A 15,020-nucleotide genomic window follows, 5' to 3' on the forward strand; every position below is an offset into this window, starting at 1 on the left:
GTTCTGGATTCGCCTGCGTGGGTCAGCGCAAGCTCAGCGGGATGTTCAGATCCCTGATGCGGTGGGCGGTATCGGCACCGACCGTGCCGGCCACGAACGCCGACTCGCGGGTCGTGCCGTTTTTACGGGGCGCTTGCACGTCCAGGGCTGCCAGTGGCAAACCCGTCGGGGCTTGCCAGCTCGACCGTCGCGGCGGAATGTAGCCATGGTAATGGCTGCGTATCGCATCGCTGTCCAACACCGGGGTGTCCTTGAACGATGCCAGGCTGCCGGCAATCGTCAAGCGACCCGCTGCGTGGACCGAAGCGGCATGGGTGGCCAATCGCACCGCCGAGATGTCTATATCGCCGCCCGCTTTCATGGCGAAGCCGTTATGCACACGGTCCGTCACGGGCGTACGAGCATTACCGTTGGTTGACACGAAATGATACTCAGGCAGATCGTTGTCCAACCATATCGCCCGGTTGCGCGGTCCCGCAGGCTCCAGGCTGGCGGTAAGCTGGATATCGCTGGACTGCAGCTTGATGTCGCCCTTGCTGTCCAGCTCCGAGCCAGCCACGTCGAGCATCGTGCCCGCAGTGACCTGCACGGTGCCACCGGCCAGCGTGCTGCGCGCCCGTGATTCCTTGAAGCCCGTACGGTTCCAGGAGCCTTGCGATGCACCGGCCATTGGGCTCCAATGCGACCCGCTGAGGGTGAAGCCTTCCGTTTCGCCGATGCCGCTTATCCAGACGTTGTCCTGGGCGTCGAGGGTCAGGGCAGTACCTGCCAACAGGTGGGAGCCCGCGATGGAAATGTCACCGTCTCTGAAGGTCGACCGACGCGCGCGCAGTGCAACTGTGCCGCTGGCTGCCAGCACGCTGGGGCTGATAGCTGTAGACGTGCGATCGAAGCCGCGCGCTGCCTGTGCGGCGCTCGGACGCGCACCTTCGAGATGCATGCGCGCGCTGGAACCCTCGATGGCGATGTTGCCCTGGCTGTGCAGACCCACACTTGCTGCCGACAGCCTGCTGCCGCTGATGGAGATGTCCGTGCCCCGGATCGACAGCTCGCCGTCGAGGGCATTCAGCTGCGTTGGCAACTGATACGCATGGGTGCGCGCGGCCTCATGGGCGCGGGTCTCGGTCAAGGTCACGCGCCGCACGTCGGCACCTTGGCTCGAGGTGCTGCGCAGATCCAGTCCAGCGATCTCCGTGGCCCCCGACCCGCCGATGTGCAGCGAATGGCTCGCATCGATTGTTGCACCCACCAGCCTGGCGCTGGGGAGTGTGACCGAGCCGCCGCTGATATGGCTGGCGTTGGCTCGCTCGACGTAGGTAGAGGCGTTGTCTTCAGGGCTATCGGACGAAGCGAGCCGAACGCTGCGCGCGTGTGTGTCCACCTTCGCCCCGACCTCGACGCCTCCGCGCACCGTGTAGATCCCGACGTGCTCCGGTCCATCGATACGGCTGGCCGCGATTTCGATGCCGTTGACCCCGTCCAGGCGCACCCGCCCCTGAGCGATCAGGCTATTGCCCACATGCCGCAGCGTGCGTTCGGTGATGTGAGCGTCGGATTCCCCCTGCGCCAAGGTGAACCAGTGATCCTCGGCAAGCGCCGGTCGCTGTGTTTCGGTCTGGTGAGCGAGGGCGTCCAGCTTCAGGCGCGCACCTGAACGTGCGTCGATGTGTCGACCCGTGACCGCCAGCGACGTCAGCGTCAAGTCACTTGCGGCTGACAGGCTCACGTCCTCGTCACCCGCGTCGAGCGTGGCCTGGGCGGGCTCGCCGTTCTGGCGGGCGGTGGAACTGATCGCCAGCGCCCCGGCCGACGCGATCTGGATACCTTGGGCGGCGTGCATGCCAGTGATGCCCATGTTCACGCCGGCACCGGCCTGGGTGCTGATGACCTTGATGCGCCGGGCGTGCATGGCGCCCAGCAGGTTGGCGTCGACCGCCGTCTGCGTCGGTGCAGTGTCGGTGTTGGCCAGCGTTCGCGCATCGACCTGCTGGCGACCCATCAGCAAGCTCAAATCGCCACCCGCCGTCATGTCGCCGCTGACCATCACGCTGGGCGCGATCAATTGCACGGAGCCGGCGCCAACGTTCACCCCAGCTTGGCCGACCACCAGGCGCTGCTGCGAATCACGCGTGTCATAGCGCGCGATCGCGCCGTCTGCCAGCACCGCTGTGCCCACCACGTAAGTCGCCGTGTCGTGTTGACCCAAGGCCAGGTGGGCGCCATTGAGCTCGATGCCATTGGGGTTGCTCAACACGTAGTCGGCGGCCTGGCCGAAGATGACTTGCTCGCCGTCGATACGGGAGCCACGCGTGCCCACCACTTCGTTGAGAATGGTGCGAGCGGCGACATCGACCAACTGCGGGTTGGCCGCAACCGTGATATCACGCCCGCCAACACTGGTTTGTCCCGCAGACAGGCTGTTGTTCAATACCACACCGGCCGCGCCAACGTTGTAGTCCTGCCAACGGTTGTGGGAAAGACCCTGGGCATTGGGCGCAACGATGGCAATCACCGGTGCAGGCGTTTGGCTGTCGACCAAGGCGGTGCCCATAGGGCCATCGATTGCCACCAATCCATCGGCCATGGCAGGTTCGAGGGCCGTCAGCAGGGCCATGGAGATGGCCATGCCGAGCGTGTGTCGGGTCAAGGAAGGGGTGCTGCAGGCTGCTGGTTGCACGTGGATGCTCCTCTCGGGGGCTGGGAAACATGGGCAAGCGGCGGGGAGAATCCGCCGTCGGCCACTCTAGAGAGGAGGGGGTCGGGTAATGAGTGCAGGAAGGATCCTTGTGCTGTAGGACGTGTCTGTCAGATACAGCGTCAGCGGCCGACGGTGCCAGTTGGCTCGGGATCGGCACCGAGCAGGGTCCAGCCCGTCAGCCGAGATTGAACTCCACCCGCTCCGGTACCCGGTTCATCAATACCCGGCCGCCGCGAATCGACACCCGCGCCTTGGCCTGTTGGCGCACCGCCTCATAGTCGCTCTCGGCGCCCAGGATCACCATGTTGGCCGGGCGGCCCACGGCGATGCCATAGCGTTCGCCCAGGTTCAGCGCGCGGGCGCTGTTGTCGGTGACCAGATCGAGCGAGCGCTGCAGGTCTTCGAAGCCCATCATGTGACAGATGTGCAGGCCCGCATCCAGGACCCGCAGGATATTGCCGTTGCCCAGCGGGTACCACGGGTCCTTGATGGAGTCCTGGCCGAAGCAGACATTCATGCCCGCCCGATCCAGCTCGGCAACGCGGGTCACGCCGCGGCGCTTGGGAAAGGTATCGAAACGCCCCTGCAGGTGAATGCTTTCGGTCGGGCAGGACACGAAGCTGATCTCCGACTGTTTGAGCAGGCGGAACAGTTTCGAGCAATAGGCGTTGTCGTACGAGCCCATCGCCGTGGTGTGGCTGGCCGTGACCCGGCTGCCCATGCCACGCACGCGGGCTTGTTCGGCGAGTACTTCGAGAAACCGCGAATGCGGATCATCGGTCTCGTCGCAATGCACGTCCACCAGGCAACCGCTTCGCTCGGCCAGGTCCATGAGGAAGCTGATCGAGCTGACGCCCTGCTCTCGAGTGTTCTCAAAGTGCGGAATTCCGCCCACCACGTCGGCGCCCATGGCAACTGCGCGCTCCATCAGCTGGCGGCCATCAGGGTAGGACTCGATACCTTCCTGGGGAAACGCCACGATCTGCAGATCGATCAGGTGGCGCGCCTCTTCGCGCACTTCGAGCATGGCCTTGAGCGCGCCCAGGGTCGGGTCGGTCACATCGATGTGCGTGCGTACGTGCTGGATGCCGTGTTCGGCGAGCATGCCGATGGTGGTCAGGGCGCGCTGTTTGGTGTCTTCGTGGGTGATGCTCGCCTTGCGTTGGCCCCAGCGTTCGATGCCTTCGAACAGGGTGCCGCTCATGTTCCATTGCGGATCACCGGCCGTGAGGGTGGCATCCAGGTGAATGTGCGGCTCGACCAGCGGCGCTATCAACAATTGCCCCTGTGCGTCGATGTCATCCCCATGAGCCTGGACCCTGTTGGTTTGTGCCTGGACCGCCGCTATGCGGGCACCGCTGCAGGTGACGGTGTGCAGGCCTTCGGTCTTGCGCAACCTGGCATTGATGATCTTCATGGGGGCACCCTTTGTGTAAAAGCCGATGACCAATGTTGCCATAGTTGTCCGCAAGCCCCCGGAAAAACCTCGGGGCGATGTGCGGCCGCGGGTCAGGCCGGCGCGGTGAACAGCTCGCGGCGTGCACCTTCGGTGATGGCCACGATGCCAGGGTGCTTGACCTTGCGCTCTACCGAAATCACGTAGAAAGACTCGGTGACGGCTTCGGTCTGCCCGATCAGCCGCACTTGGTACTGGGTCATGATTTCATCGGCAATCACACTGGGCGCGATGAAGATGCCGCTGCCCGACTGTCCGAAGGCCTGCATCAGTGCGCTGTCGTCGAACTCGCCGACCACCCGCGGCAGCAGCCCTTGATCGCCGAACCAGCGCATCAGCCGGCTGCGCAGCACGCTCTCCTGGCCGGGAATCAGCAGCGGTGCGCCGTGCAGGCACTGCGGGAAATCGCCGCCATGGCGTGCGGCCAACTGCTCGGTAGCGAAGAAGCTGATGCCGCATTCGCCCAGCTTCTGGCTGTAGCCCTTGATGTCCAGGTGTGATGGCATCGGACTGTCGGAGATGACCATGTCCAGACGCTGGATCGCCAGGTCAGCCAGCAGCCGTTCCAGCTTGTCTTCCCGGCAGGTGATGCGCAGGGGTTCGCTCAGTTCCATGGTCGGTGCAATCAGCCGATACACGATCGACTTGGGCACCACGTCGGCCACGCCCACCCGAAAAGGAATCTGTTCCTCATCGGGTTGGGTCCGCAGCACCGCCTCCAGTTCTCCGCCAATCTGGAACATGCGTTCGGCGTAGGGCAGGGCCTGGCGACCCGCCTCGGTGAGCTCAAGGTGCCTGCCAACACGCCGAAACAATTTCACACAGAACGTTTCTTCAAGCAGGCTGATCTGACCGCTAATGGTTTGTGCGGTGAGGTTGAGTTGCTCACTGGCACGCACGATGCTCCCGGTGCGCGCAACGACCCAGAAATAGTGAAGCTGACGATAATTGAGCACGGTGACCTACACTTCGTAAAAACCGAAGTGTAACTGGTAAAAATACGAATTTTCCAGAGGTGTCCGTGTCTCTAGAATGCCTCGCTAGCAAAGAGCCAGTAGTTGGGGCTTGCTAGCGTGCGCGGCACCAGCCGAGCCTCTCCAGACATTCAGCGAACCGTGATAAGGGCAGGAACGATACATGGAATACCTACTGGAACTGGCTTCAAGCCCCACCGCCTGGGTGGCATTGGTGACCCTGGTGATCATGGAAGTCGTGCTGGGCATCGACAACCTGATATTCATCTCGATTCTGACCAACAAGCTGCCCAAGGAAATTCAGGCCAAGGCACGCCGTATCGGTATCAGCATGGCGCTGATCCTGCGCCTGGGCCTGCTGAGTACCGTGGCGTACATCGTGCAACTGACCGAGCCGGTTTTCTCCGTGCTGGATCACTGGTTCTCGTGGAAGGACGTCATCCTGATCGCCGGTGGCTTGTTCCTGCTGTGGAAAGCGACCAAGGAGATCCACCACACCGTGGATCCGGTCGATCAGGAAGAGGCGAAGATCGGCGACAAGGTAAGCATGAGCTTCGCCTCGGCGATCGGTCAGATCCTGGTGCTGGACCTGGTGTTCTCCATCGACAGCATCATCACCGCCGTGGGCATGACCGAGCACTTGCCGATCATGATCATCGCCGTGGTCAGCGCCGTCATCGTGATGCTGGTGGCCGCAGAGCCTCTGGCCAAGTTCATCAACGACAACCCTACGGTGGTCATGCTGGCCTTGGGCTTCTTGATCATGATCGGCATGACGCTGATCGCCGAAGGCTTCGGTGCACACGTGCCTAAAGGCTATATCTACGCAGCGATGGCGTTCTCGGCGACGATCGAGGGCTTGAACATGTGGTCGCGCAGGTCCAAGCAGCGCAAGCTGGCGGCCAATCGCGAAGCGTAAAGGCGGCAGACAAAGCGAGGGGGCATGGATGCCCCCTTTTTTTCGCCTTTGATTTTAGGCTGGCTTGACGTTCCGGATGGACGGGTCAGACGTGCTGAGGCGTCCCGGTGCGACGGGGTGCGGCCGGCGCAGAGCGCTTGGCTGCTCGAGGCTGCGGCTGCGCGTGCTGGTGGCGGCGAGCGATTCGCAGCACCCCCCAGAGCATGGCGGCCGCTACGGCCATCCAGCCGGCAATCAGGCTGAAGATTATCATTGCAAGGCTCATCACTACCTCCATTGCTTTCGCGTCTTCTAGGTCACGTAATAGATGACCTTGAGGGTTTGCGGGCGTTTCAACCTATTGACGAAAGGTCATTTGCGTGCATCGGCCGGGCCTATGCGGCCGTCCATTGTTCAGCCGCTATACCGCTGGCTGCGGGAAATCTATGATGGCCGTTCCGGCGTCACAGTGTGTGTCGCCACGGAGCAAGGGAATACGATGCAGCCCAGATCTAACGTCGTGGCCGGTCTACTGCTGATGTGCAGCCTGGTAGCAGGCCTGGCCGGTTGCGCAAGCAACAACGGCCCGGCACTGCCTGGCCTGGCGGACCGAGTGGAGCTCAACGGCGTACCGTTCTATCGGGGCAACGCCAATCAAAGCGGTTCGATGGTGCTGGCCAGCATGCTCTCGCAACAAGGCATTACCATTACACCTGGGTTGCTCGATCCGGCGCTGAAACTGCCCGGTGAAACCGATCGCCTGCAGCAGAACATCACGCAGGTCGCCCGCGAGTATGGCTTGCTGGTGTATGCGCTCGATCCGCAGCTCAATGCGTTGCTGACTCAGGTGGCGGCGGGTAACCCGGTGTTGCTGCGCTACAGCGAGGGCTCGGCGTTCTGGTCGCAACCGCGGTATGCCTTGTTGGTGGGCTATGACCGATTCAAACGGCACGTTTTGCTGCGCTCGGGGATGAACCGACGTCTGCCGATGGATTTCGACAGCTTCGATTCGGCGTGGAAGAGCGCCGGTGCCTGGGCCATTCTGGTTCAGCAACCCAACCAGTTGCCGGCCAAGGTCGACCGCCAGCGCTGGCTGGACGCCGCTGGCGAAACCGCCGCAGCCGGCCAGGAACCCGCCGCAGCCCGCGCCCGCAAAGCGCTCGGCTCCTGAACGCTTCCGCCGTAGGAGCGGCCATCGGCCGCGAAAGGGGTTCTCGAGGTGTATCAGGTAAAGCGCCTATACCGCCGACGCGGCTTGCGCCGCTGCTACAGGGGATTGCGGTGCCTGTAGCAGCGGCGCGAGCCGCGTCGGCGGTGCACACGTTGCGCCTGACCCGCCACAGCGCCCCCGGACGCGGCTTGCGCCGCTGTTACAGGGGATCGCGGTGCCTGTAGCAGCGGCGCGAGCCGCGTCGGCGGTGTATGCGTTCTGCCTGACCCACCACAGCGCTCTCGGACGCGGCTTGCGCCGCTGCTACGGGGGATTGCGGTGCCTGTAGCAGCGGCGCGAGCCGCGTCCGGGGACGCCGCAGGGTTTCAGGCTGCTCGCGCTCCGATCAAAACCCCAGGCGATCGCGCAGGCTGTAATACCAGGCGCCCAGTTGGGTCAGCGGCGCGCCGAAGGTGCGGCCACCAGGGAAAGGGTAATGGGGCAGATCGGCGAAAGCGTCGAAACGCTCGGCCTGGCCGCTGAGCGCCTCGGCGAGCACCTTGCCCGCCAGGTGGGTGTAGGTCACCCCATGCCCGCTGCAACCCTGGGAATAATAGATGTTGTCGCCCAGGCGGCCCATCTGCGGCAGCCTCGACAAGGTCAGCAGGAAGTTGCCCGTCCAGGCGTAGTCGATCTTTACCTGCGCCAACTGCGGGAACGCCTTGAGCATCTTCGGTCGGATGATCGCCTCGATATTGGCGGGATCCCGCGCGCCATACACCACGCCACCGCCGAAAATCAGGCGCTTGTCGGCCGTCAGGCGGTAGTAATCGAGCAGATAGTTGCAGTCTTCCACACAGTAGTCCTGCGGCAGCAGGCTGCGCGCCAGCGCCTCGCCCAAGGGCTCCGTGGCGATCACCTGAGTGCCGCAGGGCATGGACTTGGCCGCCAGTTCCGGTACCAGCTCGCCAAGGTAGGCATTGCCGGCAACGATGACGAATTTTGCCCGCACCCGGCCCTGAGCTGTCTGCACGACAGGATTGGCGCCACGCTCGATACGCAGCGCCGGGGACTGTTCATGGATGCGCCCGCCCAGCGATTCGACCGCTGCCGCCTCCCCCAGCGCCAGGTTCAAAGGATGGATATGCCCGCCACTGACATCCAGCAGACCACCCATGTATTGCTCGCAATCGACGACCTGACGGATGCGCGTCTGGTCCATTAGCTCCAGCTGGGTGTGCCCATAACGTTCCCACAGGCGCTGTTGACCCTCCAGGTGCTTCATCTGTTTGACCGTCAGCGCAGCGAATACGCCACCGTTCTTCAAGTCGCAATTGATGCCGTAGCGAGTGACCCGGTCACGAATGATCCGCGCGCCCTCGAAAGCCATGTCGCCGAGCAACCGCGCCTGTTCGGCACCGACGCTGCGTTCGATCACATCCAGATCCCGGCTGTAGCTGTTGACGATCTGCCCACCGTTGCGCCCCGAAGCACCGAAGCCGACCTTGGCCGCCTCCAGTACGCAAACGCTGAAACCGCGCTCGAGCAGGAACAGCGCACTGGACAGTCCGGTGTAGCCTGCGCCAATGATGCACACGTCCTTTTCGATATCATCCTGAAGGGCAGGGCGAGACGGCGCTGCATTGGCAGATGCGGCGTAGAAGGACGGGGGGTATTGCATGCTGGACATCCGGCAACCTCGGCTCGATGGGATTTCGCCTGTGCCGGGATGCTAACGCAGTTGCCCTTGCCTCACCAGCATGCCGAAATCACCCGCGCCAAAAATAATTCCGCATTTCATAGGGTTAGCGCGCAGAAAGGAGTTGACAGGCAACCCCGAATCCGTAGAATGCCGCCTCACAGCAGGCACGTAGCTCAGTTGGTTAGAGCACCACCTTGACATGGTGGGGGTCGTTGGTTCGAGTCCAATCGCGCCTACCAAACAAAATCCGCTCTGCTGGGCGGTCTGGAAGGGCTCACCGAAAGGTGGGCCCTTTTTGCGTTCACTGGGTGATGTGCTCAAGCCCTTCGATAAGGTTGGCCAGTTCCGCACTGCGCCGTTCAAGGTCAGCCAGCACCTGGTGAACCTCCGCACCTGCGCCGGGCCGCTGCAGGCAGCGTCGCACGTCGGCCAAGGCACCAGCGTATGCCTGCTGATGCTGATGAAGGCGCATCAAATGCAAAGCCAATAGATCGTGATCGAACATCGCGGCCACCTCGCTACGGGTTGCTGCAGTCTATCAATGCCGCCCGCCCGATCGCGCAGATTCAGTGCAATGGTCGCCACTGTACGTCACGCAGCCCGCGGCGTTCGACATGCCTTCTGAGTTGCGCCGCATGTTCTGCCGCGTTGGTGCCGCCATAGACCAGCCCGATGCCCGAGTGCAGCGCGGCGTAGTACAACGCATCGGCATCGCTCATGTGGGTATCGCGCTGCTGAAAGCGCCTGGCCTCACCGTTGAGGACGTAGCGAATCTCGTAGTCCGTGAACCGGCTTGTCATAGTTTACTCCCGTGTTACCGGGCATCAGACATGCAGGCCATTGGCCAGTTCCGTGGTGATGGCAAAAAACTACTATTGATCGCTTGCGTGAAGGGTCGCCAAGGCAAGCTTCATGTCACCCTGGCGAATCACAGGACCGATGCCCAATGTTCAGCTGGGTTCGGTGGACGCGTCAGCACCGTCGATGTCCAGATCGTCCGGGCCTGCTTCGGGCTCGTCTGCATCGGCGTCGTTCAGCGCGGCGCCATCGCTGTGCACCTCATCGTCGAGAGGTGATTCCCCGGCCTGGCCGATAAGCGGGATGGGATCGAGATCGATAGTCATGGCATGCCTCGCAGGTTGACGTGGGTGTCATGCTTTCGAGAGACGATGGGCGAGCAGGGTTCGATTCAGCTTGAGACCGTCGGTCATGTCACAGTTCGACGGCATTGAATTCGCAATAGTCTTCCCAGCTCAGGCCCAGTGCGTCCGCCACTTCCTGGTGAACCTCGAGGCGCATCGCCTTGAGTTCTTCCGGGCTTTGCGCAATCAATTGCAGCGCCAGCTCCCACGGTTCCAGGCCCTGGGCCTGCGCCTCGTCCTCGAAAGCCCACTGCACCTGTTCGGCCTGCTCGCGGCTGTCCAGCACCTGGATCTCCTCGCGCAACTCGGGGTGGGCGTCGAGGAATATCGCCAGTGCGGCTGTGTTGCGGTCTTCTTTGGCGATCATGTCGGGGCCCTGCTGGCTATTCGAAAAGGTAAGGCTTGCATGATGCCACGGCGTTGCCGCGGCGTCAGCGGCGGTCGACGCTAGAACGGGCGCCGGCCGGGTGGATAGTGATAAAATCGGCGCCTCGAATTCTGGAGGTAGGCGTGTGCGCAAGTTGATGATGGTGATGGCAATGCTGACGTTGGCCGGTTGCGGTACCGCGTTCGAAAAAGCCCATGAGGCGGTGTCGCAGCTGTTGGAGAACCCCAAGACGGCGCGCTTCACCAATGTTCGCACCACCGATCAAGGCAACTACTGTGGCCAGGTGAAGGGCAAGAACGCCCAGGGCGTGTACGGACCCTACCGCAGCTACGCGGCCGTCCCCCATGGCGACCGGTTCGAAGTGGTCATCGACAACGATGGCAACGACCCTCGCGTGCGCGAAGTGTGCGGCAGCGCCGAGGAATTGCTGGCGCCCGTCGATGTAGCCGAACAGCCAGGGCAGCGTTGGGAGGTACGTATCGTTTCGGGTCGCAACATGGGCTCGGTGACTGACATGGCGGCGCGTCTGGTGGAAAACGGCTTCGTTGCCAGCTTCGTCCAGCGCGACGGCCAGACCCTGGTCTACCTTGGGCCGTTCGACAGCCGGGCCGAAGCGGACAAGGAGCGCGCTCGCCTCATGGGCTCGCGCGGTATCGAATCGGTGGTGATGCCGTTCAGCGAGGCCGACAAGCCCTGAAGCGCGGTTGCACGCCAAGGCTCTCTGGCTTCAGCCGCAGGCCTTGAGGTCTACCGGCCCGACGAAGGCGTTGCCGTGGCCCATCACGCACGCCACCTGCTGGTTGCGCTGGCGCTCCCAGACCTGCACCGGGTAGGTCTTGTCCCAGGCCTGGTACAGCTGGGTGTCCTGGCGCGACAGGCGCAATCCGTACTGCTTGCTCATGTACATATAGGTGCGCGCGATCATCCCGCGGATCGAAGGCCGTGGCATGACCTTCTTGGCCTTGAAGTCGACCTGGGTCAGGCATGAACCGTACTGCCCGCGTTGTTCGGGCAGCCAGCCGAAGCTGAAGTTGCTGCGGTCGCCATTCACCTCGCCAATGCTCGGCACCAGGTTGTGCAGATCGGCTTCGGCGGTCTGGTAGACCTTGTCGTTGCGGGTGCAGTTCTTGCGCCCGCCGTTCTGCCAGCATTGGCGCTGGTGGCCGATCTGCCAGGCCGGCACGATATGTTCCCATTCGATGCGCGCAGCGCGGTTGGCGTTCTTGCGCGGTACATAGCCGCACGCCGCAAGGTTGACCCGATTGCCGGTGTACTTGCAGCCGCAGTAAAACTCGGTGGACTGCGGAGCGTACAGCTTCCAGGCGACTTTCTTGGCTTCGCTGAACGTGCGTGGGGCATCGGCATACGCGGTAAAGCTGAACAACATCAAGCTGATGAAAAAACTGCGGACCATCATCGAATCAATCTTCCTTCGGCACGACCCAGAAAATCTGCACGCCACCGTCGTCGCGGTGGGCGAGGGTGACGTTGTCGTTCTCGGCGATTTCCTCGAGCATTTGTGCCCAATCGTCCTCGCTTTCGTGCTCGAGGCGGAATATGAGGGCCGCGCGAGACTTCTGCGCGGTGGGCGAATTGATGATCTTCTGGACGCGCACGCCAAGACGCTCATAGGCGCTCGGCGCGGCAGGGGTGGCAGTGGTCACGACAGAATTCCTTATTGGCTGTACGTGCGTACAGTATTTGACTGTAAGACGTTTCGCAATAGCGCAGGGTCAATAGCGGGTTTCTGACAGCCAATCCTGTTGTTTTCTTCACGGCGTTTAAAAAAAACTTCAAGCGGATCAGAGACATCCGACGCGACTCCACAATCTGAAAGTCCCGACAGCGATATCGTTATGCGATAACGATATTTAAAATTCTATTCTTATAGCTCTACAGTCTGGCTATCCCCTCGTACTCAATAGCCAGAGTCGGAGCACAACATGGCCGCCGTCCTTCCTGAAACCTCACGTCAAGCATTCGAAGTTCGTCCGCTGGCCGGCCATGTCGGTGCCGAAATCGTCGGCCTGGACCTGCGTCTGGCGTTGAGTGACGAAGACTTCACCCGCATTCACCGCGCCCATCTCGACCATCATGTCGTGGTGTTTCGCGATCAGCGCATTACCCCTGAGCAACAGATCGACTTCAGCCGTCGTTTCGGTGTGCTGCAAATCCATGTGCTCAAGCAGTTCCTGCTCGCAGGGCACCCAGAGATCCTCATCGTTTCCAACATTGTCGAGAACGGCCAGCCGGTCGGGCTGGGTGACGCCGGCAAATACTGGCATTCGGACCTGTCCTATAAAGAACTGCCGAGCCTGGGCTCCATGCTGCATGCGCAGGAATTACCCAGCGAAGGCGGTGACACCTTGTTCGCCGACATGCACAGGGCTTGGGACACTCTTCCCACAGCACTGCGCCAGGCCGTTGAGGGCAAGCACGCCGTGCATTCCTATACCGCGCGCTACAGCGAGGGCAAGAACGCCGCCAACTGGCGACCGACCCTGAGTGCCGAACAGCTGGCCCAGGTGGTCACCGTGACCCATCCGGTGGTTCGCACCCATCCAGAGAACGGGCGCAAGGCTTTGTTCGTCAGCGAAGGCTTCACCACGCACATCGTGGGCCTGCCCGAAGATGAAAGCCGCGACCTGTTGCAACAGCTCTATGCCCACAGCGTGCGCGATGAGCATGTGTACCGTCATCAGTGGCAGCCACACGACATGGTGTTCTGGGACAACCGCTCGTTGGTACACCTCGCGGCCGGCTGTCCGGACCACCTGCGGCGCAAGTTGTACCGCACCACCATCCAGGGCGATGCGCCGTTTTGATAGGGAGTCTTGCATGAACGCTGCACTGCCAGGCCACACGGCCAGCGCTGATATCGCAGGTGTACCCGGGCAAAGGCCGACTGCCGAGACCCTGCTGCAGGTGGACAACGTCAGCCTCGAATACCGCACCTCCGAACGGGTGGTGCGCGCAACGCATCAGGTCAGCTTCGAAGTGGACCGTGCCGATCGCTTCGTCCTGCTGGGTCCCTCCGGGTGCGGTAAATCCACGCTGCTCAAAGCCGTGGCAGGCTTCATCAAGCCCAGCGAAGGGCAGATTCGCCTCGCCGGAGAGCGCATAGAAGAGCCAGGCCCGGACCGTATCGTGGTGTTCCAGGAGTTCGATCAACTGCCCGCCTGGAAAACTGTGATCGAGAACGTGATGTTCCCGCTGCTGGCGTCGCGCACCTTGAAACGCGCCGAAGCCAACGAGCGCGCCCGTCACTACCTGGAGAAGGTCGGCCTCAGTGCTTTCGCCGATGCCTACCCGCATACGTTGTCTGGCGGCATGAAGGCGCGGGTCGCCATCGCTCGCGCGCTGGCCATGCAGCCGAAGATCCTGCTGATGGACGAACCGTTCGCGGCGCTCGACGCACTGACGCGGCGCAAGATGCAGGAAGAACTGCTGGAACTGTGGCAGGAAGTGCGCTTCACCTTGCTCTTCGTCACCCACTCCATCGAAGAAGCATTGGTGGTGGGCAACCGCATTTTGCTGCTGTCGCCGCACCCGGGGCGGGTGCGGGCGGAAATCAACAGCCACCAGTTCGACCTGAGCAGCCTGGGCGGCGTTGATTTCCAGGCCAGCGCCCAGCGCATCCATCGCCTGCTGTTCGACGAGGGCGAAGCGCCTGAGCTGGACCGTCCGGTGGATTTCCAGCGCCTGCGCATCGCCTACTGATCTCGCCGCATTCGGAGCAACGACATGAGCCTTTCCCCACCCGCACGCCAGGAGTACGAAGTCGTCCTGGAGCCGTTCACCCAAGCCGAACTGGTGCGCGACATCTCCTTGGCGCAGCGGATCTGGCAACAGGCCTGGGTGCGCAAGGGCGTGATCCTGCTCGCCCTGGCGGTTATCTGGGAACTGGCCGCCCGTTGGCAGAACAACGACTTGCTGCTGCCCAGCTTCATGCAGACCGCCCATGCCTTCATCGACGGTGTGGCCAGTGGCGAGCTGTTGAGCAAGGTCTGGATATCGCTGACGGTACTGATCAAGGGCTACCTGATCGGCATCGTCCTGGCCTTCGGCCTGACCACGCTGGCAGTGTCGACCCAGTTGGGGCGCGACCTGCTCAGCACTTTGACGGCAATGTTCAACCCCTTGCCGGCCATCGCGCTGTTGCCGCTGTCGCTGCTGTGGTTCGGCCTGGGCGAGAACAGCCTGATTTTCGTGCTGGTGCATTCGGTGCTGTGGGCATTGGCACTGAACACCTACGCAGGCTTCCTCGGCGTGTCGGAAACCCAGCGCATGGCGGGCCGCAACTACGGCCTGAGAGGGCTGCGATTCGTCTGGTACATCCTCATTCCGGCCGCGCTGCCGTCGATCCTGGCAGGCCTGAAGATCGGCTGGGCGTTCGCCTGGCGCACCTTGATCGCCGCCGAGCTGGTGTTCGGCGCCTCGTCGGGCAAGGGTGGCCTGGGCTGGTACATCTTCCAGAATCGCAACGAGCTGTACACCGACAAGGTGTTCGCCGGCCTGGCTGCGGTGATCCTGATCGGCCTGCTGGTGGAAAACCTGCTGTTCAACACGTTCGAACGCCTCACCATCAAGCGCTGGGGCATGCAGCGCTGAG

The 15,020-nt window shown here is 62.5% G+C and carries 17 protein-coding genes and 1 tRNA gene; 7 read left to right on the forward strand and 11 right to left on the reverse strand.

Translation table 11 applies throughout. The annotated features are described in order from the left end of the window. Positions 1–22: 22 nt before the first annotated feature. The 3 genes from IFT44_RS01825 to nhaR all read right to left on the reverse strand — a co-directional run bounded on the left by IFT44_RS01825 (position 23) and on the right by nhaR (position 5,110). Entirely contained in the window at positions 23–2,677 is a 2,655-nt protein-coding gene (locus IFT44_RS01825; RefSeq protein WP_192175309.1) for a two-partner secretion domain-containing protein, read from the reverse strand. Positions 2,678–2,873: 196 nt separating this feature from the next. Continuing rightward, complete coding sequence (codA, locus tag IFT44_RS01830; RefSeq protein ID WP_192175310.1) at positions 2,874–4,115, reverse strand: cytosine deaminase; 1,242 nt, start codon at positions 4,113–4,115, stop codon at positions 2,874–2,876. A 92-nt stretch (positions 4,116–4,207) separates the two neighbouring features. Beyond that, positions 4,208–5,110 carry a transcriptional activator NhaR gene (gene nhaR, locus IFT44_RS01835; RefSeq protein WP_122478191.1) on the reverse strand — a complete coding sequence of 301 codons (903 nt, stop codon included), beginning with the start codon at positions 5,108–5,110 and terminating at the stop codon, positions 4,208–4,210. A 181-nt stretch (positions 5,111–5,291) separates the two neighbouring features. Between nhaR and IFT44_RS01840 the strand changes: the two genes are divergently transcribed. Beyond that, the gene (locus IFT44_RS01840) at positions 5,292–6,047 is read left to right on the forward strand and encodes a TerC family protein (protein WP_122478189.1); all 756 of its coding nucleotides are present in this window, start codon (positions 5,292–5,294) and stop codon (positions 6,045–6,047) included. An 85-nt stretch (positions 6,048–6,132) separates the two neighbouring features. Here the strand turns inward: IFT44_RS01840 and IFT44_RS01845 are convergent, their stop codons facing one another. Beyond that, on the reverse strand, positions 6,133–6,312 hold the full coding sequence (locus IFT44_RS01845; protein WP_122478187.1) for a hypothetical protein: 180 nt from the start codon (positions 6,310–6,312) through the stop codon (positions 6,133–6,135). Between the two features lie 213 nt (positions 6,313–6,525). On the opposite strand from IFT44_RS01845, the gene IFT44_RS01850 reads away from it, so the two are divergent. Next, positions 6,526–7,197: a peptidase C39 family protein gene (locus tag IFT44_RS01850; protein ID WP_185793385.1), complete on the forward strand. Its 672-nt coding sequence runs from the start codon at positions 6,526–6,528 to the stop codon at positions 7,195–7,197. A 385-nt stretch (positions 7,198–7,582) separates the two neighbouring features. Here the strand turns inward: IFT44_RS01850 and IFT44_RS01855 are convergent, their stop codons facing one another. Beyond that, a complete protein-coding gene (locus IFT44_RS01855) occupies positions 7,583–8,866 on the reverse strand; it encodes an NAD(P)/FAD-dependent oxidoreductase (protein WP_192175311.1) in 1,284 nt (427 codons plus the stop codon). Positions 8,867–9,040: 174 nt separating this feature from the next. Here IFT44_RS01855 and IFT44_RS01860 point away from each other — a divergent pair. Next, a tRNA-Val gene (locus IFT44_RS01860) sits at positions 9,041–9,117 on the forward strand. Positions 9,118–9,179: 62 nt separating this feature from the next. Here IFT44_RS01860 and IFT44_RS01865 read toward each other — a convergent pair. The 4 genes from IFT44_RS01865 to IFT44_RS01880 all read right to left on the reverse strand — a co-directional run bounded on the left by IFT44_RS01865 (position 9,180) and on the right by IFT44_RS01880 (position 10,387). Then, the gene (locus IFT44_RS01865) at positions 9,180–9,383 is read right to left on the reverse strand and encodes a hypothetical protein (protein WP_192102032.1); all 204 of its coding nucleotides are present in this window, start codon (positions 9,381–9,383) and stop codon (positions 9,180–9,182) included. Between the two features lie 61 nt (positions 9,384–9,444). Continuing rightward, positions 9,445–9,678, reverse strand: coding sequence for a DUF6555 family protein (locus tag IFT44_RS01870; protein ID WP_192175312.1), 234 nt, complete (start codon positions 9,676–9,678; stop codon positions 9,445–9,447). A 150-nt stretch (positions 9,679–9,828) separates the two neighbouring features. Continuing rightward, the gene (locus tag IFT44_RS01875; protein ID WP_192136783.1) at positions 9,829–10,002 is read right to left on the reverse strand and encodes a hypothetical protein; all 174 of its coding nucleotides are present in this window, start codon (positions 10,000–10,002) and stop codon (positions 9,829–9,831) included. Between the two features lie 88 nt (positions 10,003–10,090). Beyond that, positions 10,091–10,387 carry a DUF6388 family protein gene (locus tag IFT44_RS01880; RefSeq protein ID WP_192057118.1) on the reverse strand — a complete coding sequence of 99 codons (297 nt, stop codon included), beginning with the start codon at positions 10,385–10,387 and terminating at the stop codon, positions 10,091–10,093. A 145-nt stretch (positions 10,388–10,532) separates the two neighbouring features. On the opposite strand from IFT44_RS01880, the gene IFT44_RS01885 reads away from it, so the two are divergent. After that, positions 10,533–11,105 carry an SPOR domain-containing protein gene (locus IFT44_RS01885; protein WP_185793380.1) on the forward strand — a complete coding sequence of 191 codons (573 nt, stop codon included), beginning with the start codon at positions 10,533–10,535 and terminating at the stop codon, positions 11,103–11,105. Between the two features lie 30 nt (positions 11,106–11,135). Here the strand turns inward: IFT44_RS01885 and IFT44_RS01890 are convergent, their stop codons facing one another. Both IFT44_RS01890 and IFT44_RS01895 read right to left on the reverse strand, forming a co-directional pair. After that, positions 11,136–11,825, reverse strand: a complete 690-nt coding sequence (locus tag IFT44_RS01890; protein ID WP_122478176.1) for an endonuclease — start codon at positions 11,823–11,825, stop codon at positions 11,136–11,138. A gap of 4 nt (positions 11,826–11,829) precedes the next feature. Continuing rightward, entirely contained in the window at positions 11,830–12,072 is a 243-nt protein-coding gene (locus IFT44_RS01895; RefSeq protein ID WP_122478175.1) for a DUF1654 domain-containing protein, read from the reverse strand. Between the two features lie 279 nt (positions 12,073–12,351). On the opposite strand from IFT44_RS01895, the gene IFT44_RS01900 reads away from it, so the two are divergent. From IFT44_RS01900 to IFT44_RS01910, 3 genes are read left to right on the forward strand one after another with little or no spacing between them, the layout of a single operon-like run. Continuing rightward, positions 12,352–13,233 (forward strand): TauD/TfdA dioxygenase family protein, encoded by an 882-nt coding sequence (locus IFT44_RS01900; RefSeq protein WP_185793379.1) that lies wholly within the window; start codon positions 12,352–12,354, stop codon positions 13,231–13,233. Positions 13,234–13,246: 13 nt separating this feature from the next. Next, the gene (locus IFT44_RS01905) at positions 13,247–14,128 is read left to right on the forward strand and encodes an ABC transporter ATP-binding protein (RefSeq protein WP_192102029.1); all 882 of its coding nucleotides are present in this window, start codon (positions 13,247–13,249) and stop codon (positions 14,126–14,128) included. Between the two features lie 24 nt (positions 14,129–14,152). Beyond that, the gene (locus IFT44_RS01910) at positions 14,153–15,019 is read left to right on the forward strand and encodes an ABC transporter permease (protein WP_185793377.1); all 867 of its coding nucleotides are present in this window, start codon (positions 14,153–14,155) and stop codon (positions 15,017–15,019) included. Position 15,020: the final 1 nt, after the last annotated feature.

This window comes from Pseudomonas sp. CFBP 13710, from assembly GCF_014842235.1.
Classification (GTDB): Bacteria; Pseudomonadota; Gammaproteobacteria; order Pseudomonadales; family Pseudomonadaceae; genus Aquipseudomonas; species Aquipseudomonas baltica.